Annotated in this window: 18 protein-coding genes; 3 read left to right on the forward strand and 15 right to left on the reverse strand. The window is 40.3% G+C overall.

Going from position 1 to position 21,641, the window contains the following annotated elements; all coding sequences use genetic code 11:
• Positions 1-1,518, reverse strand: coding sequence for a CoA-acylating methylmalonate-semialdehyde dehydrogenase (locus F2A31_RS15090; protein WP_150027370.1), 1,518 nt, complete (start codon positions 1,516-1,518; stop codon positions 1-3).
• A gap of 166 nt (positions 1,519-1,684) precedes the next feature.
• Between F2A31_RS15090 and F2A31_RS15095 the strand changes: the two genes are divergently transcribed.
• Positions 1,685-2,566 carry a LysR family transcriptional regulator gene (locus F2A31_RS15095; RefSeq protein ID WP_004637436.1) on the forward strand — a complete coding sequence of 294 codons (882 nt, stop codon included), beginning with the start codon at positions 1,685-1,687 and terminating at the stop codon, positions 2,564-2,566.
• 72 nt (positions 2,567-2,638) lie between these two features.
• Here F2A31_RS15095 and F2A31_RS15100 read toward each other — a convergent pair whose 3' ends face one another.
• The 4 genes from F2A31_RS15100 to F2A31_RS15115 form a co-directional block, all read right to left on the reverse strand.
• On the reverse strand, positions 2,639-4,063 hold the full coding sequence (locus F2A31_RS15100; RefSeq protein WP_171057124.1) for an amino acid permease: 1,425 nt from the start codon (positions 4,061-4,063) through the stop codon (positions 2,639-2,641).
• 200 nt (positions 4,064-4,263) lie between these two features.
• Positions 4,264-4,623, reverse strand: a complete 360-nt coding sequence (locus F2A31_RS15105) for a RidA family protein (RefSeq protein ID WP_004637434.1) — start codon at positions 4,621-4,623, stop codon at positions 4,264-4,266.
• Positions 4,610-5,737 carry an alanine racemase gene (gene alr / locus F2A31_RS15110; protein ID WP_150027372.1) on the reverse strand — a complete coding sequence of 376 codons (1,128 nt, stop codon included), beginning with the start codon at positions 5,735-5,737 and terminating at the stop codon, positions 4,610-4,612. Before alr ends, F2A31_RS15105 begins: the two co-directional genes overlap by 14 nt.
• 24 nt (positions 5,738-5,761) lie before the next feature.
• On the reverse strand, positions 5,762-7,018 hold the full coding sequence (locus tag F2A31_RS15115; protein WP_005085790.1) for a D-amino acid dehydrogenase: 1,257 nt from the start codon (positions 7,016-7,018) through the stop codon (positions 5,762-5,764).
• 137 nt (positions 7,019-7,155) lie between these two features.
• On the opposite strand from F2A31_RS15115, the gene F2A31_RS15120 reads away from it, so the two are divergent.
• The gene (locus tag F2A31_RS15120; protein WP_004637431.1) at positions 7,156-7,623 is read left to right on the forward strand and encodes an Lrp/AsnC ligand binding domain-containing protein; all 468 of its coding nucleotides are present in this window, start codon (positions 7,156-7,158) and stop codon (positions 7,621-7,623) included.
• Between the two features lie 154 nt (positions 7,624-7,777).
• Positions 7,778-9,868 (forward strand): TonB-dependent receptor, encoded by a 2,091-nt coding sequence (locus F2A31_RS15125; RefSeq protein ID WP_150027374.1) that lies wholly within the window; start codon positions 7,778-7,780, stop codon positions 9,866-9,868.
• A gap of 47 nt (positions 9,869-9,915) precedes the next feature.
• Here F2A31_RS15125 and F2A31_RS15130 read toward each other — a convergent pair whose 3' ends face one another.
• The 10 genes from F2A31_RS15130 to prpC form a co-directional block, all read right to left on the reverse strand.
• Complete coding sequence (locus F2A31_RS15130) at positions 9,916-10,281, reverse strand: ribonuclease E inhibitor RraB (RefSeq protein ID WP_004637429.1); 366 nt, start codon at positions 10,279-10,281, stop codon at positions 9,916-9,918.
• Positions 10,282-10,418: 137 nt separating this feature from the next.
• Positions 10,419-10,904, reverse strand: coding sequence for a GNAT family N-acetyltransferase (locus F2A31_RS15135; protein ID WP_150027376.1), 486 nt, complete (start codon positions 10,902-10,904; stop codon positions 10,419-10,421).
• A gap of 22 nt (positions 10,905-10,926) precedes the next feature.
• Positions 10,927-11,592: an RluA family pseudouridine synthase gene (locus F2A31_RS15140; RefSeq protein ID WP_004637427.1), complete on the reverse strand. Its 666-nt coding sequence runs from the start codon at positions 11,590-11,592 to the stop codon at positions 10,927-10,929.
• Between the two features lie 145 nt (positions 11,593-11,737).
• Positions 11,738-12,520: a 4-hydroxy-tetrahydrodipicolinate reductase gene (locus F2A31_RS15145; RefSeq protein WP_150027838.1), complete on the reverse strand. Its 783-nt coding sequence runs from the start codon at positions 12,518-12,520 to the stop codon at positions 11,738-11,740.
• 748 nt (positions 12,521-13,268) lie between these two features.
• Positions 13,269-14,156 (reverse strand): DMT family transporter, encoded by an 888-nt coding sequence (locus F2A31_RS15150; protein WP_150027378.1) that lies wholly within the window; start codon positions 14,154-14,156, stop codon positions 13,269-13,271.
• Between the two features lie 181 nt (positions 14,157-14,337).
• A complete protein-coding gene (locus F2A31_RS15155) occupies positions 14,338-14,481 on the reverse strand; it encodes a zinc ribbon-containing protein (protein ID WP_150027380.1) in 144 nt (47 codons plus the stop codon).
• A gap of 312 nt (positions 14,482-14,793) precedes the next feature.
• Complete coding sequence (locus F2A31_RS15160) at positions 14,794-16,878, reverse strand: DEAD/DEAH box helicase (protein ID WP_150027382.1); 2,085 nt, start codon at positions 16,876-16,878, stop codon at positions 14,794-14,796.
• Positions 16,878-17,801 carry a HamA C-terminal domain-containing protein gene (locus tag F2A31_RS15165; RefSeq protein ID WP_150027384.1) on the reverse strand — a complete coding sequence of 308 codons (924 nt, stop codon included), beginning with the start codon at positions 17,799-17,801 and terminating at the stop codon, positions 16,878-16,880. The genes F2A31_RS15160 and F2A31_RS15165 overlap by 1 nt, the downstream gene beginning before the upstream one ends.
• 76 nt (positions 17,802-17,877) lie before the next feature.
• Complete coding sequence (acnD, locus tag F2A31_RS15170) at positions 17,878-20,484, reverse strand: Fe/S-dependent 2-methylisocitrate dehydratase AcnD (RefSeq protein ID WP_150027386.1); 2,607 nt, start codon at positions 20,482-20,484, stop codon at positions 17,878-17,880.
• Entirely contained in the window at positions 20,484-21,641 is a 1,158-nt protein-coding gene (prpC, locus tag F2A31_RS15175; protein WP_005163494.1) for a bifunctional 2-methylcitrate synthase/citrate synthase, read from the reverse strand. The genes acnD and prpC overlap by 1 nt, the downstream gene beginning before the upstream one ends.

The raw sequence follows: 21,641 nt of genomic DNA on the forward strand, positions 1-21,641 counted from the left end.
TTAACGTAAACTAATGGTGGTATTTACACCGCCAACTTCATGGCTATCTTCAAACCAACGACTGGTAATGGTTTTGGTCTGCGTATAGAACTGTACCGCTTGCTTACCATAAGGGCCTAAATCACCTAGCTTTGAACCACGCGAACCTGTAAAGCTAAAGAATGGCACTGGCACAGGAATTGGAATATTGATCCCCACTTGACCAATATCAATTAAGTTTTGGAAGGTACGTGCTGTCGCACCACTTTGAGTAAAGAGTCCAACACCATTACCAAATGGATTGGCATTGATCAGCTCAATCGCTTCTTCCAAAGTATCAACAGAAATAATTGCCAATACAGGACCAAAGATTTCTTCTTTATAGATACGCATATCTGTGGTCACGCCATTAAAAATGGTCGCTCCAACAAAGTTACCTGACTCATAACCTTTAACTTGCACATCACGACCATCGAGTAACAGCTCTGCGCCTTGCTCGACACCACTATTGATCAAATCAATCACACGCGCTTTGGCACGTTGAGAAATGACAGGTCCGATATCTGTATTCGGCTCATGTCCTGCATTAACTTTCAAGGTTTTGGCTTTTTCAACCAACTCTTGAACCCATTGCTTACTTTCACCCACCATCACAGCAACTGAAAGTGCCATGCAACGCTGTCCTGCAGCACCAAAAGCCGCACCGACTAAAGCATTGAGGGTTTGTTCTTTGTTGGCATCAGGCATCACCACCACATGGTTTTTCGCCCCCATCATCGATTGCACACGTTTGCCATGTTGCCCTGCGAGGTTATACACATGGGTACCCACCGCAGTTGAACCGACAAAGGAAATCGCTTTAATGTGTGGATGTGTACAGAGACGATCGACTACTTCTTTGCCACCATGAACCACGTTCAGCACGCCAGCAGGTACACCTGCTTGAATCGCAAGTTCGACCAACATCATCGTGGTTAATGGGTCTTGTTCAGAGGGTTTAAGTACAAAGGTATTGCCACAAACAATCGCCATCGGGAACATCCACAATGGAATCATGGCTGGGAAATTAAATGGAGTGATGCCCGCACAGACACCTAACGGCTGTTGCAAGGTATAGGTATCCACACCACGCGCCACGCCTTCGATGTACTCACCCATTTGTAAAGTACCGACAGAGCAGGCATGTTCGACCACTTCTAAGCCACGTTGGATATCGCCTTCTGCATCGGCTAAGGTTTTGCCTTGCTCAGCGGTCAGTACTTTCGCGATCTCTTTCATGTTGGCACGAATCAAATCTTGCAACTTCAGCATGATGCGCATACGTGCTTGAATCGGCGTTTGACGCCAAGTGGCAAAAGCATCTTGTGCGGCTTGAATCGCAGCATCAACCTCTTGAACCGTTGCAAAAGGCACACGACCAATCACTTCCTGCGTCGCAGGATTGACAATATCTTGCCATTGCTCAGTTTCAGACTCGACAAATTGTCCATTGATCAATAATTTGGCTGTTTCCAGCTCGATTTTCTGGATTGTATTCATAACCTCTCCATAGGCCCTATTTTTATTGTGTTCAGATGTTTGAAAATAGCGATTCGTCGTATTTTCTTTTTTTAACCTTTGGTTGAGACTAGCAAACAAATCTTTGACCACCAACGCAAATTAATGCACGATTGGTGTGCAAATATGCACAAGGGATACAATAACAATGAAAGTGGATTGGGATCATCTACAGTTTTTTCTGGTTCTGGCACGAACCAAAACCTTAACCAGTGCGGCACGCATCATTGGCGTCGAGCACAGTACGGTTGCTCGACGAATTCAGGCATTGGAGCTGGCTTTAGGGACGACTTTATTCAAACGAGAAGCTTCTGGCTATGAACTGACATTTGAAGGTTTAGCACTCGTTCCTCAGGTAGAGCAAATGGAACAAGCCTTTCTTCAGATTGAAAAACCACATCAACCCTTGCAAGGTCGTGTGCGAATTGGCACACCTGAAGGCTTTGGTACGGCATTTCTTGCACGACTGCTGGCGGAGTTTTCGATTCGATATCCTCTGCTCACCATCGACCTAATTCCGGTGCCGAAAATGATTAAGCTTTCGCATCGTGAAGCCGATATTGTGGTCTCGATTGAACGTCCCACATCTGGTCCTTATATCATCACGCGCTTGTCAGATTATTGTTTAAAAATTTACGGCAGTAAAAATTATCTAGCCAACACTCCCCCCATTCGTCGTTTAGAAGATTTAACCCAACATCGTTTTGTCAATTATATTGATGATTTGGTCTATAGCCCTGAGCTGTATTGTCTAGAACGCTTACCCTTAAAACTCACTGCAAATTTTCGCAGTAGTAGCATTTTGGCACAGCAAATTGCGGTCAGTGCTGGCGCAGGGTTAGCCATATTACCCAAGTTTCTAGCAGATGATAAACCTGAGCTTGAAACCGTTTTAGCTGAACAAGTTCGTTTCAACCATACCTTTTGGATGCTGACATTCGTTGATTTACAACATGAGCCACGAATTAAACTGGTTTGGGATTACTTACGCAAACAAGCTGATCAATACCAACATTTACTCATTGATTAACGATTCAAATGACAGATATAAAAAGAGCCAGTCTCGTAGACTAGCTCTTAACATCTAGGATTTGAGACTGTTTTATACCAGTTCTCGTTGAAGTTTCCGTAATCGTGGTTTGTACACCAACTGATATGTTGCAGCCAGAATCAACAACCACAATGGACTGACATACAATGCTTTCAAGGTATCAGGTTCAAGTGCCAAGATCACCAAGGCAAATAGCAAGAAGAGAATCACCAGATAGGACATCCAAACGCCACCCGGCATTTTAAAATTCGACTGCACATGTAATTCAGGGCGCAATTTACGGTAGCGGATATAGCACACCATAATCAGACTCCATACACTGATGAATAAAATCACGCACAGAGCACTCGCCAAGGTAAATGCTTCCAGTGTATTCGGTACGAAATATTGGAGTACTGCACCCCCCATAATAAAAACGCAGGAAAAAAACAGTCCATTGGCAGGTACCGCTTTCTTCGATAAACGTCCTAATGCCGCAGGTGCTTGACCATCTTTAGATAAACCAAACAACATTCGGCTGGTCGAAAATACACCACTGTTCATGGATGACATCACCGACGATAACACCACCAAATTCATAATAATTGCAGAAGTAACAATCCCTGCATTCAGGAATAATTCCACGAATGGGCTTTTATCAGCACGAATACTATCCCACGGCGTAACAGCCATCACTACCAATAAGGCCAAAACATAGAACAAAATGATTCGAATCGGAATCGCATTAATGGCTTTTGGAAGATTCTTATGCGGATCTTTGGTTTCAGCCGCAGTGGTTCCCACTAACTCTACCCCCACAAAGGCAAAAACCGCAATTTGGAAACCAGCCAAGAAGCCATCCAAACCTTTAGGGAACATGCCGCCATGCGACCAAACATTACTTAATGATGCTACCGCACCTTCAGGCGCTTGGAAGTGACTAAAAATCATATAGCCACCGACGCCGATCAAGGCAATGATCGCTAAAATTTTAATCAAGGCAAACCAAAACTCAATCTCACCAAATAAACGTACCGTCAACAAATTAAGTCCCAGCACAAACAGCACACAACCCGCACTAATCAATGCTTGTCCCATCGGCGTAAATGACACACCTTCAGGTAACCAGAAACCAAGATAATTAATGACTGCGGCCAAATCCGCAATTCCGACCAGTACCCAACCCAACCAATAGGTCCAGCCAATATAGTAGCCTGCCCATGGTCCGATCAAATCATGCGCCATATCCACAAAAGATTTATACTGTAAATTGGCAAGCAACAACTCACCCAGTGCCCGCATCAAAAAGAAAAACATGGTCCCGATGATCATGTAAATAAACAGAATCGAAGGACCTGCCAAGGAAATGGTTTTTCCTGAACCCATAAACAAGCCCGTTCCAATCGCACCACCAATGGCGATCAGTTGTAAATGGCGATTGGAAAGTTTGCGTTGTAAATCATTTGGCGCGTGTTGATCATTTGGATGCTGTTGCATAACCGTCATAAAAAAGTTCCCTTTTTCTTATTCGTATATGCGCCAGCCTTTTTATTTTGTTGCGAAAATTCGCTCTCTTTTAAAATGGCGGACGCATATTCATTGCAAGAAAATACGCATCTACTGCTGTTTTATCTACAACAAATACGTTACTTTTCATCTTTTTTTATATTATTTAAGCAAAACGATCTCTGTTTGCTTTATTTTTGTGCTGCAATCACTGCAATCTCAATCAGCCAATTTGGATTGACCAAATCCGCTTGAATCGTGGCACGCGACGGTGCAACACAGCCTTTTAACCAATCGACATAGATCGCATTGACCGTTGGAAAATCTGAGAGATCTTTTAGAAACAGTTGAACAGACAATAGACGTGATTTATCGGTATTTGCCGAATCGAGAAGCTGCTCAATCGTTGCGAGAATATCTCGAGTCTGCCCTTCAATATCGAGGTCTGGATTTTTAGGGACTTGTCCTGATAAATACACCACTTTGTTAAAAACAGTGACTGCACTCATCACTTCGGTCGAGTTGATTTTCTGAATATCAGAATGTGACATGATGATTTCCTTCGTCTTGATTGATAAATTTGACACGTGCGGTCACCCCACACATCAGTTCATAACCGACGGTGCCTGAGGCTGCTGCAACATCATCAATGGGTAAAATACTTCCTGTTTTTGAGGTCCCCCAAAGCACAACTTCGCTACCAATTTCAGCATTCGGTACAGGTGTTAAATCCACTGCCAACATATCCATACTGACTCGCCCAATGGTACGGGTACGAATTCCATTGACCAGTATCGGGGTTCCTGTAGGAGAGATGCGTTGATAACCATCGGCATAACCACAAGCGACGATGCCGACGCTCATGGCATGTTCAGCAACAAAACTTGAGCCATACCCCACACTTTCATTGGTTTTTAGCTGCTGGATTGCGATCAGTTCACTACGCAAACTCATGGTTGGCGCAAGTCCCCAATCTTGGATACTGTGCTGAGGGAAATCAGGCGAGCTGCCATACAGCATAATGCCGCCACGGACATAATCGGAATGCAGTTGTGTCGGATATCTGAGGATGGCTGCGCTATTACTGACCGATCTTTCACCAGGTAAATCTTGAATATGCGTCTCAAATTCTGCCAGTTGATAGTCCACGCCCGCTTGACCAAAGCGCTGCCCATCCGCATCGGAGAAATGCATCATATGGGTGATTTTCGCGACATTATTAAGACGCTGAAGATGTCGCCACACTTGGCGATATTGTTGTGGCTTGAACCCTAAACGATTCATACCACTGTTCATTTTAAGAAAAATATCAAACTGAGCTGGATAAATATGTTGTTGTAACCACTCCAGCTGATGTTCACTATGCACCGTGAAACTGAGCTGGTATTGAGCACAATCAAATAAATCTTGGGGTGAAAAAATCCCTTCCAGTAACAGGATTGGACCTGTCCAACCCAATGCACGCAGACGTTTGGCTTCCTCAATATCGAGTAAGGCGAAGCCATCCGCTGTTTTAAAGGCATCATAGACGCGTTCGATACCATGCCCATAGGCATTGGCTTTGACCACCGCAAACACCTTGCTATTTGGGACAGTCGTTCTCAATAGTTCAAGATTTTGGCGTAAAGCCTGAGTATGAATGATCGCAGTAATTGGACGAGGCATAATCAACTTCCTTGTAGCTTAAAATTATGCCGCGTGTGAATAACGCTGGATCGATAAACCGTCGGTACTAATCTCGGTACGATGATTCATCACTAGATCGCTGATCAATTTTCCTGAACCACATGCCATGGTCCAACCTAAAGTGCCATGACCCGTATTTAAGAACAGGTTTTTATATTTGGTTGCACCAATAATCGGTGTACTGTCTGGCGTCATTGGACGTAAACCTGTCCAGAATGAAGCTTGTTGTAAATCACCACCTGGGAATAAATCTTGGGTCACCATTTCCAAAGTTGCACGGCGATCATCATTTAAGCCCAAATTAAAGCCGCTTAATTCCGCCATTCCTCCAACACGGATACGTTGGTCAAAACGCGTAATCGCAACTTTATACGTTTCATCCAAAACCGTTGATTGCGGTGCAAATTTTGGCTCAACAATTGGAATCGTCAATGAATAACCTTTGACAGGATAAACAGGAAGATTCAATTGCAATGGTTTTAAGAAATCACGTGAATAACTACCAAAGGCAAGCACGAAACGATCAGCTGTTAAAACCACACCATTGACCAGCACACCTTTGATTTCATCACCTTCAACAATCAATTGCTCAACATTTTGATCGAATTTAAATTCGACACCTAAATCTTGCGCCACTTTTGCCAAAGCATTGGTAAATAAATAACAGTCGCCTGTTTCATCATTTGGCAAATGCAATCCACCCACCAATTTATCAGTGTGTGCCAGTGCAGGTTCAACGCTGCCGAGTTCTTCTGCATTCAATAAATTAAAATCGACACCACATTCTTTCAGGACTTGGATATCACGCTGCACCGCTTCAAGTTGTGCATCATTACGAAACACCTGCAAAGTGCCTTTAGAACGATTCTCGTAGTTGATACCCGTTTCAGTTCTCAGTTGGCGTAAACAATCGCGGCTATATTCAGCCACACGCATCATGCGCTCTTTGTTGACTGCATAACTTTGTGGATTACAGTTTTTCAGCATTTGTGCCATCCACTGTAACTGCCACATACTGCCATCGATATTAATGGCAAGCGGTGCATGATGTTGAAACATCCATTTCACGGCTTTAAATGGAATACCCGGTGCTGCCCATGGGGTTGAATATCCTGGCGAGATTTGTCCTGCATTACCAAAGCTGGTTTCTTTTGCTGGACCAGACTGACGATCAAGCACAGTCACTTGGGCACCTTGTTGCGCAAGATAGTAAGCACTTGCTACACCAATCACACCACTTCCTAAAACGATAACGCGCATAATAGGTCCCTCTCGCCCACTAGTTTATTTAACTAGTATATTTTTGCTTCAATAGTTTTTTTGACTGTTTTTATGGGTATAATCTAGGTAATTTAATCAATTTGTCGCGAAAAAATTAAAATAAAAGGAAATAATCTATGCGTAAATTAGACCGTATTGATCGCTTGATTTTAGATATATTGCAACGCGAAGGACGGATTGCAATTAGTGAGTTAGCTTCGCGTGTCAATCTGTCTACCACGCCCTGTTCTGAGCGTGTAAAGCGATTAGAACGTGAAGGCATCATCATGGGCTATTATGCTCGACTCAATCCCGCTCATGTCGAGCGTAGCTTATTGGTATTTTTAGAAATTAAACTCTCAGCCAAGTCAGGTGATGTATTTGATCAAGTCGCACGCGATTTAGTTGATATTCCAGAAGTGCTTGAGTGCCATCTCATCTCTGGTGAATTTGACTATCTAGTGAAAGCACGACTCAAAGAAATGAGTGCTTATCGCCGACTATTAGGTGATTTATTAAAAAAACTACCTGCTTCAGCATCCTCACATAGCTATGTGGTCATGGAAGAGGTCAAGGAAAGTTTCTATTTAGATGTAAGCAAGTAAAGCCCACGCATCCAACCCATAAAGTACGTACGGCGTTCATGAACTGTAACCGCTGACATATTTTTTCTAAGAACGCTTAAAAAAAGATTCAAAATTCAATGTAATGTTATACCATTACATAATTATTTTTTTGTCTTTCTTTGGTTGATGATTTATGCAACGTACACTTGGATTTTGGTCTTGTTTGGGGTTTAGTTTTTTCTCAACAATCACATGGGCAGATGATCGTACTACAGTACTTGAAACCATTCGTATTCAAGCAGATACAACACAACAAGATCTTCAGCAGAATAGTAGCGGAACCAAATTCTCCCACGATGTCCTCGACATTCCCTTTAACCGTTCATTTCTTTCTCAACAGGTGATCGAACAACAAGATGTGCAACGCATAGATGATGCCTTAACCTTGGTCAGTGGTGTATTTCATCAAAATAATTACGGTGGCGGATTTTGGGATAATTACTCCTTTCGAGGTTTTAGTAGTGATCCAAATCTGGGGGCTGCAACCATTCGCAATGGTTTAAGTGTCAATCGCGGGGTAAGTGCACCGAAAGATATGGTCAATATCGAATCATTGGATTTCCTCAAAGGACCGATGGCTGCACTCTACGGTCGTGGAGAAACAGGTGGATTACTCAATATCAACAGTAAAAAGCCTGAATGGGAAAGCCAAAGCCAGATCAACCTTCGCGCCAATAGCCAAGAACAATATCGCATTAGCCTTGAACATACGGCACCAATCAATGATGTGCTTGCTTATCGTTTTGCCGTCGCCCATGAAGACAATCAAAGTTTTCGTGATCATGTTAGTAGTGAACGTTGGTTCTTTTCACCCCAACTCACCTGGAAAATCTCAGACCAGACCCAACTCGATTTTGACAGCGAATTTACCCAACATTTAGGTACATTTGATCGCGGAGTAAGTACTGTTCAGAAACAGTTTGTGATGAATCCTAAAACCTTCACAGGTGAGCCACGGGATGGTGACATGCGGGTAAAAGACCATTTTTATCAATTGCGTTTAAGCCATGAATTTAATGATGCATGGAAACTCAACAGCGCAATCAGTTATAAAGATGCGCAAATGGTCGGTTTCTCGACTGAACCCCGCCGTATGCAAACCGATGGACGTACTTTGGAGCGCCAACGGCGCTATCGTGATTATCAAAGCGAAGATGTACTGGCACAAACCGAATTACTTGGAAAATTAGACACGCCATGGGCACGTCATGAAGTCGTGGTTTCTACAGAATTAGGACAATTGGATTACCGCCAATATCAATTACGTCGTAACCATAGTGCGGATCACCCAAATACTATTGATATTTATCAGCCTCACTATGGGCAATCTCTGCCAAGTCTCGCGAGCTTTACCAATACCGATGAGCGACAACGCTATTTCGCCATTAATCTACAAGATCAGATGTTCTTTGATGATCAATGGAGCATCTTGGTCGGTACTCGCTTTGATCGAGTCGAACAAAACTTTGAAAATCACCTAAAACAAACTCAACACAAGCAAAACCTTAACCAAGCCAGTCCACGCCTTGGTGTCAATTTCAAAGCATCAGACCACTGGTCATTCTATAGTAACTATGGTCGTTCATTTGCGATGAACAGTGGTATGGATCGCAATGGCGAGAACTTTGCCCCAGAAAAAGGTCAAAGCTATGAAATTGGAAGTAAATATCGAATCAATGACCACAGCCTGCTGAGTGTTGCCTTATTTAAAATGCAAAAGCAGAACGTGCTGACCACAGATCCAATCGACAATGGTTTTCAAACTGCTGCAGGTGAAGTCAGCAGCCAAGGTGTTGAACTGGACTTCAACAGCCAATTCACAGATCGCTGGTCACTCAATGCCAATTATAGCTATACCGATGCCAAGATCGAGAAAGACCAAGATTTGGTCAAAGGCGCGCGCTTGAGCAATATTCCTAAACACCAAGGTTCAATCAGTACCAACTATGAGTTTTTACAACAAGGTGCAGTGAAAGCAGGTGTCGGTGCCAACCTAAGCTATGTCGGTGAGCGTAGTGGTCATAATCTGGATAATGGATTTAATTTACCGAGTTATACCTTGGTAAATTTAAATGCCTATTACGCCCCATCAGATCGTCAGCGTTATCAGTTCAACCTGAACAATCTGTTTGATAAGACCTATTATGTTTCGAGTTATAGTGATGTATGGGTTCAACCGGGTGAACCTTTGAATGCCTCAGTATCGGCACAATTCAAGTTTTAATCGATATGGCTCAGCCCACTGAGGGCTGAGTCACATTTTATCTATGCTTATTCATCTTCATCATAGATATAGCTCATACAACCCCACCCATCGTACTCACCTGAAAACTCTTGTGCGATACGCACCATCCACTCTTCTAGATCAGCAATATCTTCATATTCCAGCATCATATTGACGTGTACATTTAACACCCACATATCGGAACCATCTGAATGTAGCTCTTCTTGATAGAGGGAGATTTTTTGTTCTTGGTGTAAAAGATGCAGGGCACATTTTTCAACCTGTTCTTGTTTTTCAAACACGATTGAAAATTCAACCTCATGCGGCTCACTTAGGTCATTCCCATCTTCAACCATTTGCCACAGTACATTGCCATTATCATCATCTGGAAATTGGTCATAATCGCGTGTCATAAGAATATCCTTTGTTATGTTGTCTAGTTAATATTTGGTTTAATATTTGGCTATAGATTAACCTATTTTTATGTCAGTTTTTAGACGCATCAATATAATAATTGTAGCGAACGCCCCCGCCAAATGATCCCCATAAATTAGTTTGTCTGAAGATCATATTCGATTGACAGCACCACTTGATCCAAGCATCGAATACCGTTTTCAAAAATAGGTTCGGGATAGTTTTGAAAGACATTGCGTTCGATATGGGACATACGAAAACCACATTTTTGATACAGCGCCAATTGATCAAGGCTAGAGTTGCCCGTTTTTATCCATAAAGTGTGAATGCTAGACTGCTGAAAAGCGCCAACCACATACAAAATCAAGGTCTTGGCTAAACCTTGTCCCTGCTGACTTGAATCAACCGCAAGATTTTTTATTTCGGCTTGATCTGCATTTTGAATCAAACAAAGCTGAGCAATAATTTGATCTTGCTCATTTATCATCACAAAAATATCTGCCTGCAACAGATAAGTCGAGATCACAGCCCAATCAGGATCTGCTGCAAACAAAAGCGACTTAAGCTGTGCTTGTTGCAGCTCTGACAACTCAAGCCATGTAAGACGTTGGACTGGATACATAATTGCTCCTTTCTGCGGAAGCTTAAAACCTTACCTCAGCATGAATTTCTATGTTTTGCTGATGAAAAGGATGTTGAAAAGCCAGATACGCCGCATGGAGGGCCATTCGCTTCAAATGAAATTTGGCAGGTTCGGGATGATACAATTTATCCCCCATAATCGGGTGTCCAATATGCATCATATGAACGCGTAGCTGATGTGAGCGTCCTGTCACTGGCTCTAAACGAACGCGGCTCTGATCCGTTTCTGCATCGTAATGCAACGATTGGTATAGGGTCTTCGCTGGTTTGCCCAATTCAAAATGAACCATCTGACGTGGGCGATTCTCCCAATCGGTAATCAGTGGCACCTCGACACTGCCCTCAGCTTGAATCTTTCCCTGTACCAATGCCTCATAATATTTTTTGACTGTCCGTGCCTGAAACATTTTGCTGACTGCCACTTCCGCATCACGATGTTTGGCAAACATCAATAAACCTGATGTTGCCATATCCAAACGATGCGTCACTTTGGCAGATGGATATTTTTCTAACACACGTAAATAAGCACTATCTTGATGCTCTGGTAAGCGTCCCATAACCGACAACAAACCCGCTGGTTTATTCACCACAACCAAATCATCATCTTCATAGAGGATTTCTAATGGTTGCTGCGGTGGTGTGTAAATAAAATTGTCGTTTAGCGCCATGTAGATCAAAATAGTCAAAGAGAAAATCAGCGCAAATCATAAAGAAATTTAGGCAATACAGCAAAAGCATTTCAGCCATAATTAATAAAAGTGTGACTTATGTTTCACGTGAAACATCAGCACCTAGATTCAACTCAAGCAGAGGTTATGGTGCCAAAATATGCGCCTCTTGTTGCTCATCCAATTTGAAAAAAGGCAATAATAATGCCTCCATATTATAAAACCCTTTCGGTTTATCTTTTAGGTTTTCGATGGCAAATAAAATACCGTTGCCAAAAGCTTCACGGGTGATGGATTCGTGTTTGAGTCGCACCGTTTGAAATGGAAAACCGAATAAAATTTCATGCACCCCCACAATCCCACCTGCACGTACTGATTTAATGCTGTCTTCAGGCAGATCAAGTTCTCGTGTGATGACTCTGGCTGTACCTGAAACCTCAGGTTTAGCTTTAAAATGTTCTTCAATCACATCAATATCGGTCTCAGGTGCAATATTTTTCAAAATCTTTGCTGCAAGAATGACAAAATTGATCCCAAGGGTAATATTAGGTGAATGTAAGACACAAGTTTGGGTTGCAAGCTGTTTGAGTTGTTGAATTCGCTGTTCAGGATATTGAGATACCGCACTGATAATCGTGATACCGCGTCTCGCCGCTTCCTCAGCATAGTAATCCAAGCCATTTTCCGAGGAAAAATCAACAATAATATCAACTGGATAACGATCTAAAAGTGCAGCTATAGAATATTCATCTTTTGAAAAAATATGGCTAGGTTCATCGGATTCTATTCCCAAGAAATCAGCAACCGACTGTTGTTCCAACTGTTTTGATTGACGGATAACCCATTGTAAATTGGTCTTTTTCGACTCTAATAATACTGATGCAACTGCACGGCCTGTTTTACCAAAGCCAATAATACCCACTTTCATTTGAATTGTCCTTTCATGCATTTGAGGGCTTCCCAACATCCCCCAATCGAGATTTATCAGATACCAAGATTCATCTCATAAATTGTGTAAATACCCTCCAAAACACCAAAGTCAGGCTCAAACTAGCAACTCAGTTTGACACTGTCAATCAAGTAAAGCATGTTAAAAATCAATCTATATAATATAACTATTTGAAAATAATAAACTTATTAAAGTGTCACATTATATGTAGCCAACATAAGTTTTGTATAATCAATGATTTATATTGAACAAAGATGGAGAAATTAGAATGAAGGGAGGTTTAGTTTTTAGTTTTTAGTTTTTAGTTTTTAGTTTTTAGTTTTTAGTTTTTAGTTTTTAGTTTTTAGTTTCAGAATTTTGAGGGTATCAAGGGAAAACATGTTGTTTACTTCAACACCTATGACTTTGTAAGCCATAACCTTTGCCTATAAACTTTTGATCTATAGCGTCCTAAGCCGAATCGAGACCTTTTGGGTTCGTACACACTTGCTTTGTAAGCATCGGTGCATGCTACTCTTTTCGATCCCTTTCACACCCTTGAGACATAGTTTAGGCAGATCGAGGTGGGATTGTTTTGCTAAAAACCAAAAGATTTTTTATGTTTTTAGAAACAATTTCTGATCAATGCTTAAATATTGGAAATATTTCCCACAGCTAATAAAAATATGAGATTTATATTCCGATATATTCAAATTTACATGTGTATTTTTTCATTTAGGCATAAAAATTATGCCCAAATCACCATAATCGCAGCAACGATCACCAGCCATAAGCCCAAATGATCTGTTCTTGCTAATTTTTCTTTAAAGAAAAATGCTGAGATCAGTAAGCTAAATAAAATCTCAATCTGACCGAGCGTTTTCACGATTGCAACGCTTTGCATACTCATTGCACTGAACCAACCCAATGAAGCAAGGAAACTGCAAACACTTACCTTGAAGGTGAGTCCCAATCGTTGCCACATTTTATATAAGGTCTGACGGCTAAAAATCCCGAGATATATCAACATAATGATGCACTGGAAGCTGATCAGGCTACACAGTACCCATGCCGCACGATGGAGAAATGGCAACATGCCGAGTTCTAAACTGGCTTCACGGACTAACAATGAGGTAATCGCAAAACATAAACCACTGCCTAAGCCAATCATGAGTGTTTTGATTGAAAGTTCGGTGTGTTGCCGTCCTTTACTCAGTAAAAATACTGCCACTGCACCAATCGAAACGCCCACCCATCCCCAAGCGGTTAAATGCTCTTGTAAGAACAACACCCCGACCAATGCCGCTAAGATGGCTTCACTTTTGGCAAGTCCAACTCCGATAGCATAGTTCTTTTGTTGAAATAATTTGACCATTAAAGCGGTTGCATAGATTTGGCTCACCCCAGCAATCACCACATAGAACCAAAATTTATGGGTGAAGCTGACTTCGCTCGTCACAGGTTGTTGGTTATAGAGAAAAGCCAAATAACCAAAGGCAAAAATCGGTGCAAATAGAAATCTTGCCAGTGTCGTGCCATAAACATCGACTGTGGTACTGAGTTGTTTTTGAAATGCATTGCGCCATGCCTGCATAAATGCAGCCATCAAGGTAAATAAAATCCAAGTAAAAGTCATAACGACAAATGCACATTCAAAATATGCATGTAATTTACTCGTTTCATTGTAATTTTTCGAGCTTTGCATTGAATAAATTATTTGCTGGTATAGCTCGCTCTCTTATTTTCGCTCACAAAAAAGCCCTATCGAGTGATAGGGCTTTCTTCAAAACAGCGGATAACTGTTTGGTGTCTGCGGCTTAAGCAATCTTACTGTTAAATTGATTGCCAAGGCATTTGGTACACGGAGGTAAACGATCAGTACCAATTTCTAAATAAACGCGATGTCCGCATTGGACACAAAAATAGAAGCCAGTTCCAGGTCTTTCGCCAGCAGTAACCATCTTTGTTCTCCATAGATTTTAGAAATGGTATATATACTATAGCGTGATAGTTTTGATTATTTATTGACCTTTCTGACGAATGGTGATGGCGGAAAAGTTAAAGATGGAATTTAGATATTTTGCTTAGACAATTATAAAAATTTTGAGGAGCGGAAATTCTCTACTTTTCCATAATAGGAATAGATTATTCAAAACACCAAACCTCAAGAATAGATTCAAGAATCAGGATCGTGAGATACGACAGGAGTCATATCCAGCAACTAAATACGAAAAAGCCCAACAGGATGTCGGGCTTTTTTTATATTTTGAGTTTTATCCCCCAATACCTTTATAAAAGATACCAATCACATATTTATCGAAAGTATCTAAATCATTCACTTGCTGTATCAGATTATCAAAACCAATTTCTAGGAAGGCATTTATAACATCATTTACTTCTCTTTCATTATTTTCTAAATCAATTAGCTGTGAAAGATGAATCTTGCGTGAAATAAAACGTGGCAGACCAAATTCCTCTAAATAAAACACATTTTTAGGTAGAAATGAATGAGATATTTTTTCAATAAATGTATTTATATTTATAGGTTTATAAGAAACTCTCTTATTATAAATTATTTCAAAAGATTTAAGGAAATTTGCCAGATTATGAGATATTAAACGCTCAATCTTAAAAAAATCATCTATATTAAGATCAAAATCCTCTAATTCAGTAATAATTTCAGGTATTTCTTTTATCCAGTTATTTCTGATAACTAAAAGAACTTTAAGAATATCTGAATATTTTGCACCCAAATTTGTTGGCTTTATTGAATAAAAGATATTATTTAATTGTCTCTCCCAATATTTATATTCTGCATTTAGTAAATTTACGTTTGCAAACTTTGAAGGATTAGACAGAACAGCATAAGCAATTCTCTGTAAATTAGATGATTCAGAAGCATCTAACTCCTGAATATTCTTTAATTCGGAATATTTTACCCCTAGAAGATCAGCCATTTTACTTTTAAAATTAATAATCCGACTTAACTCATCTGAACTTAACTCATTCGCAAACTCATCCTCATCCAATAATAATGAAGCTTCTTCTTGAAGTTCTAGGTCAAGTACTACGGCTTCTTCTTCAGGTGGCCTTTCTAGAAGAAATGCTTCTCCCACAAAGTACTTAAACATTCTTCCAGTTCTACCCACTATATTTCGATAAGTAAAAAAACTAAGCATAGAATTACTAATTCTATTACTCCAAAGTATTATATTTTTTGTACACGTATTTACACCTTCAATAATAGAAGAAGTCGAAACTATAATATTTAGTGGCATTTCACTTTCATATATATTCAATTGAATTTGAGTTAAAGATCTATGTAAACTACTATTATAAGTAGCAACCCCTCTTTCAACAATAAAGCTCAAATACCATGTACTAGAGTAATTTTTCCTAATCCAATCTAAAAAATCTTTTAAAAAAATATTATTTTTATTTTTTTCATTTTCAAACAGTATTGTACACACTCCACTTAAAGAAACATGAGAGTTTACATAAACCAATGTTTTTCCATTAACTTTATTTAACACATCAATAAAGGCCTGTGTTTTACTATAGTTTTTATTTATTTTATCATATGTCTTTTCAATATTTAATGCTACAGTATTACAATCAAAACTTATAAACTCTATACCTTTAGTAAATATATTTTCGGTAAGATCGCTAATATTAGGAGCCAAATAATACCTTTGTTTAGCAATTTTCTGAAACTCAAGCATTGCTCTTTGCAAGCTGATACTTCTAGTATCTTTTTCATTTTTACTTGCTTTATAAAACTCATCAATAACAAGTAAATCAATTTCTGTAATTTTATCTTGATAATTTAATGCTCTCTCCTGAGGAAGAATTAAAATATTTTTTTCTGCTAACGTGATATCCGTAGTTGTGATAATTTTATAATCTTCTTTGAATTTATTTTGTAGCCTTCTTCTAATTTCATCAGCTAAAGCAATAGTTGGAACTATTATCATTATATTTTTTGGTTTTATTAAATTAATATAAGCATCAATAATAAAACTTTTGCCGAAACTTGTTGGAGCGCTTACCGCTAAGTTTTTCCCCTCTAGTAAGCCTGACAATAGTTTTGATTGTTCTCTATGAAGAACAACCTCCTTATCTCCAATATTTACAGTAAAGGCTTCTAATAAGAACTTCTCTTGCCAATTTGCAGTAGCTTTATCCATATAAGGGTAAAGCCCAACTTTTCTGATTAAATCATTTAATGGTAGACGTATATAATTTATTTCATCATCACTAAGACTGTCAATTAAACGAATTATTGTTTCTCTTGCTGCATTTTCCTTACCCTCTATTAATAAGTTATTTATTATATGTAAAGTTTCAAAGCTACTCATTAGTCTATTGCCCCATCTTTATAGAATTCAACAGCTTTTAAAAATTTATTAACAATTTGCTCTTTATTTGGAACTGGAAACAATATTAAATGAAATTTAATATTACTATATAAATGCAAATCTTTTAATTTATTATATTGCTTATAAAAATAAGAGTTAATTTTATCACTATACATTTCTTTAATACTATCACAGTATTCCTTACTATAAATAGTAGTATTATTTGTTATTTCACATTCATGTAAAACCATTATAGGTACATTTATTAATGGCTTTATAGCATCAATACTACTCCTTGGGGATAAATCTTTTCTTATTTTTTCAACGACATTCTCACTTAACCCCAAATACTGAAGGTCACTTACACCTAAAATTAGAGAATTTTCTTTTTTCAATTTATCTGTTTGTAATGCATTATACAATGAATTAGTTATTTGATAAAAATTACTATCGTTCAAGCTATTAAAAAATTTTGCTTCGCCAAACCAAAGACTATACTCTTCTCCATCAACTACTATATGAACACTATCGGCTCCTTTAGCATTATCTTGACTATTTTGTTTATAATAAATTTTTGGTACAACGGGTAGTGCTTTGTAATAATTATTCATTATTGCGTAAAGCATAATTTCTGCTACTTCACTTCCACGTCCTATTTCATCACTTTCATTTGCAAATCTTAAGCTTTTCGCTGCTGCAACAAGCTTTTGATGACTTTTATCAAATAATGCTTGTCGCTCTTGATAGTTTAATGCAGTATCTGCAATATTATCCCATATAAAATTATTAAATTTACTAGTTCTCCATTTACCATCTTCAAAATCATTTAAAAAAGATATCACTTTTTTATTTTCTATAACTGCAATTTTTTCATTCGTACATATATTTTTAAAATCATCACAGATTAATATATCAAAATCCATATAACTTTCCAAAAAAATACCCCATTTTTAAAATAGGGTATTTTTCAAACAATATCAATAATATTTAACTAAAGTATCAAGCCACTTGACCTTCTAAAAAGTCTTGCGCAAAACGCTGTAATACACCGCCAGCTTCATATACAGAAACTTCTTCTTCCGTATCTAAACGACAAGTCACAGGCACTTCAAGAATTTCTTCTTTACCATCAGCAGTTGAACGCTCAATCACTAAAGTCAAAGTCGAACGCGGTGAGATATTACCAATCACGCTATAAAGCTCAGTACCATCTAACTTCAACGTTTTACGGTTCACACCTGGTTTAAACTCAAGCGGTAACACGCCCATACCCACTAGATTAGTACGGTGAATACGCTCAAAACCTTCAGCCACGATTGCTTCAACACCAGCAAGACGAACACCTTTCGCTGCCCAGTCACGGCTTGAACCTTGACCATAATCCGCACCCGCAACAATGATCAACGGTTGCTTACGGTTCATATAAGTTTCAATCGCTTCCCACATACGCATCACTTCGCCTTCAGGCTCGACACGCGCTTTTGAACCTTGTTTAATCGTGCCGTCTGAACGAACCACCATTTCATTAAACAGTTTCGGGTTGGCAAAGGTTGCACGTTGTGCAGTTAAATGGTCACCACGGTGCGTTGCGTACGAGTTGAAGTCTTCTTCAGGTACGCCCATTTTGTGTAGGTATTCACCCGCAGCCGAATCCATCATGATCGCATTTGAAGGCGATAAATGGTCAGTGGTGATGTTATCACCCAAAATTGCAAGCGGACGCATGTTGGTCAACGTACGTGGTGCAGCCAACGCCCCTTCCCAATACGGCGGACGACGGATGTAAGTACTCATTGGACGCCAGTCGTAAAGTGGGCTTTCCGCTTGCTCAACTTCACCGAGGTCAAACATAGGAATGTAGACTTTACGGAATTGTTCAGGCTTCACAGCTTCTTTGACCAGTGCATCAATTTCAGCATCAGATGGCCAGATGTCTTTCAGGTAAATTGGATTACCGTCTTTGTCTGTACCCAGTGCATCTTTTTCGATGTCAAAACGAATTGTCCCTGCAATCGCATAGGCTACAACAAGTGGAGGCGATGCCAAGAACGCTTGTTTTGCATAAGGATGGATACGACCATCGAAGTTACGGTTACCCGAAAGTACCGCTGTCGCATACAAATCACGGTCAATGATTTCTTGTTGAATCACTGGATCAAGCGCACCTGACATACCATTACACGTCGTACATGCATACGCCACGATACCAAAACCAAGTTTCTCTAGGTCTTTGAGTACGCCAGCTTCTTCAAGATAAAGTGCAGCCGCTTTAGAACCTGGTGCAAATGAAGATTTCACCCAAGGTTTACGCACTAAACCAAGTTCATTGGCTTTACGTGCCAATAGACCTGCTGCCACGGTGTTACGTGGGTTTGAGGTATTGGTACAAGACGTGATCGCAGCAATGATGATCGCGCCATCAGGCATTAAACCGTCAGTACGATTTTCAACAACACCTGCAATACCTTTTTCTTTCAAGTCAGCAGTCGATACACGTGCATGTGGATTTGATGGACCTGCAATGTTACGAGTGACGGTTGAAAGATCAAAACGAAGTACACGTGGATACTGCGCTTTGGTCATATCCGATGCCCAAAGACCGATTTCTTTTGCATATTGCTCAACCAATGCCACTTGTGCATCTTCACGACCTGTCAGGCGTAAATAATCAATGGTGTTTTGGTCGATATAGAACATCGCAGCCGTTGCACCGTATTCAGGTGTCATGTTCGAGATGGTTGCACGGTCACCAATCGACATGGTGTCTGCACCTTCACCGAAGAACTCAAGATATGCACCCACCACACGTTCTTTACGTAAGAATTCAGTAAGTGCCAATACGATATCCGTCGCTGTGATGCCTGCTTGACGCTGACCGACAAGCTCAACACCGATAATGTCTGGAAGACGCATCCAAGATGCACGACCCAACATCACGTTTTCAGCTTCTAAACCACCCACACCCACTGAGATCACACCAAGTGCATCCGTATGTGGTGTATGTGAGTCTGTACCTACACATGTATCTGGGAACGCTAAGCCATCACGATTTTGAATCACTGGAGACATTTTCTCCAAGTTGATCTGATGCATGATGCCGTTACCCGCAGGGATCACGTCGACATTTTTAAATGCGGTTTTCGTCCACTCGATAAAGTGGAAACGGTCTTCGTTACGACGATCTTCGATTGCACGGTTTTTTTCAAACGCGTCAGGATCAAAGCCGCCATATTCCACTGCCAAAGAGTGATCCACGATCAACTGCGTAGGAACTACTGGGTTCACTTTAGAAGGATCGCCACCTTTGTCAGCAATCGCATCACGTAAACCAGCTAGGTCGACAAGTGCGGTTTGACCCAAAATGTCATGACAAACTACACGCGCAGGATACCAAGGAAAATCCATATCCTGACGGCGTTCAATCAATTGCTTTAAATAATCAGTTAAGTTTTCTGCATCAGCTTTACGTACAAGCTGCTCTGCCAACACTTTAGATGTGTATGGCAAAGTTTCATATGCGCCTGGCTGAATATCTTCAACGGCTTGACGCACGTCATAGTATTCGAGCTGGGTATCTGCCAGCGGTTTACGGTATTGATTTGTCATTAACCACGCTCCGCCAATGGTTTAAATTCTAAGTTTTCAGGGCCAGTATAATTCGCGCTTGGACGAATGATCTTACCGTCTTGACGTTGTTCAATCACGTGTGCAGACCAACCAGCTGTACGTGCAATCACGAATAATGGTGTGAACATTGCTGTTGGAACACCCATCAAGTGATAGCTCACCGCACTGAACCAATCGAGGTTCGGGAACATGTTTTTCACTTCTTTCATCACTGACTCTAAACGTTCAGCAATGAGATACATTTTGGTGTTCTCTTGAGCCTCAGCCAAGTCATGCGCCACTTTCTTGATCACTTCGTTACGTGGATCTGAGATCGTATAAACTGGGTGTCCAAAGCCGATAATCACTTCTTTCTTCTCTACACGGCTACGAATATCTGCTTCTGCTTCGTCAGCATTGTCATAACGTTGTTGAATCACGAATGCAACTTCGTTCGCACCACCGTGTTTTGGACCACGTAGCGCACCAATACCACCTGTAATTGCTGAATACATGTCTGAACCTGTACCTGCAACCACACGTGAAGTAAAGGTTGAAGCATTAAATTCATGCTCTGCATACAGAATCAAAGACGTATGCATGGCTTGAATCCATTCTTCAGATGGCGCTTCGCCATGAAGTAAATGGAGGAAATGCGCAGCGATTGAGTCATCATTGGTTTCAACTTCGATACGACGACCGTTGTTGCTGAAGTGGTACCAATACAACAACATTGAACCTAAGCTTGCCATCAATTTATCAGCGATGTCTTTCGCACCTGCTTCATTATGGTCTTCATGTTCAGGCGTTAAACAACCTAGAACTGAAACGCCCGTACGCATCACGTCCATTGGATGTGCAGATGGTGGTAACTGCTCAAGTGCAGTTTTCAATGCTGCTGGTAAGCCACGAAGCGCTTTCAGTTTTGCTTTATAAGCTTTCAACTCAGCTTTGTTTGGAAGTTTGCCATGTACAAGCAAGTGTGCAACTTCTTCGAATTCGCTACCCACTGCAAGGTCAAGAATGTCATAACCACGGTAGTGCAAGTCATTACCACTACGACCTACGGTACAAAGTGCTGTGTTACCTGCAACTTGACCACTTAACGCAACTGATTTTTTTGGTTTGAAGCCTGTTGGAGTTTCATTACTGCTCAT

The organism is Acinetobacter suaedae (assembly GCF_008630915.1).
Classification (GTDB): domain Bacteria; phylum Pseudomonadota; class Gammaproteobacteria; order Pseudomonadales; family Moraxellaceae; genus Acinetobacter; species Acinetobacter suaedae.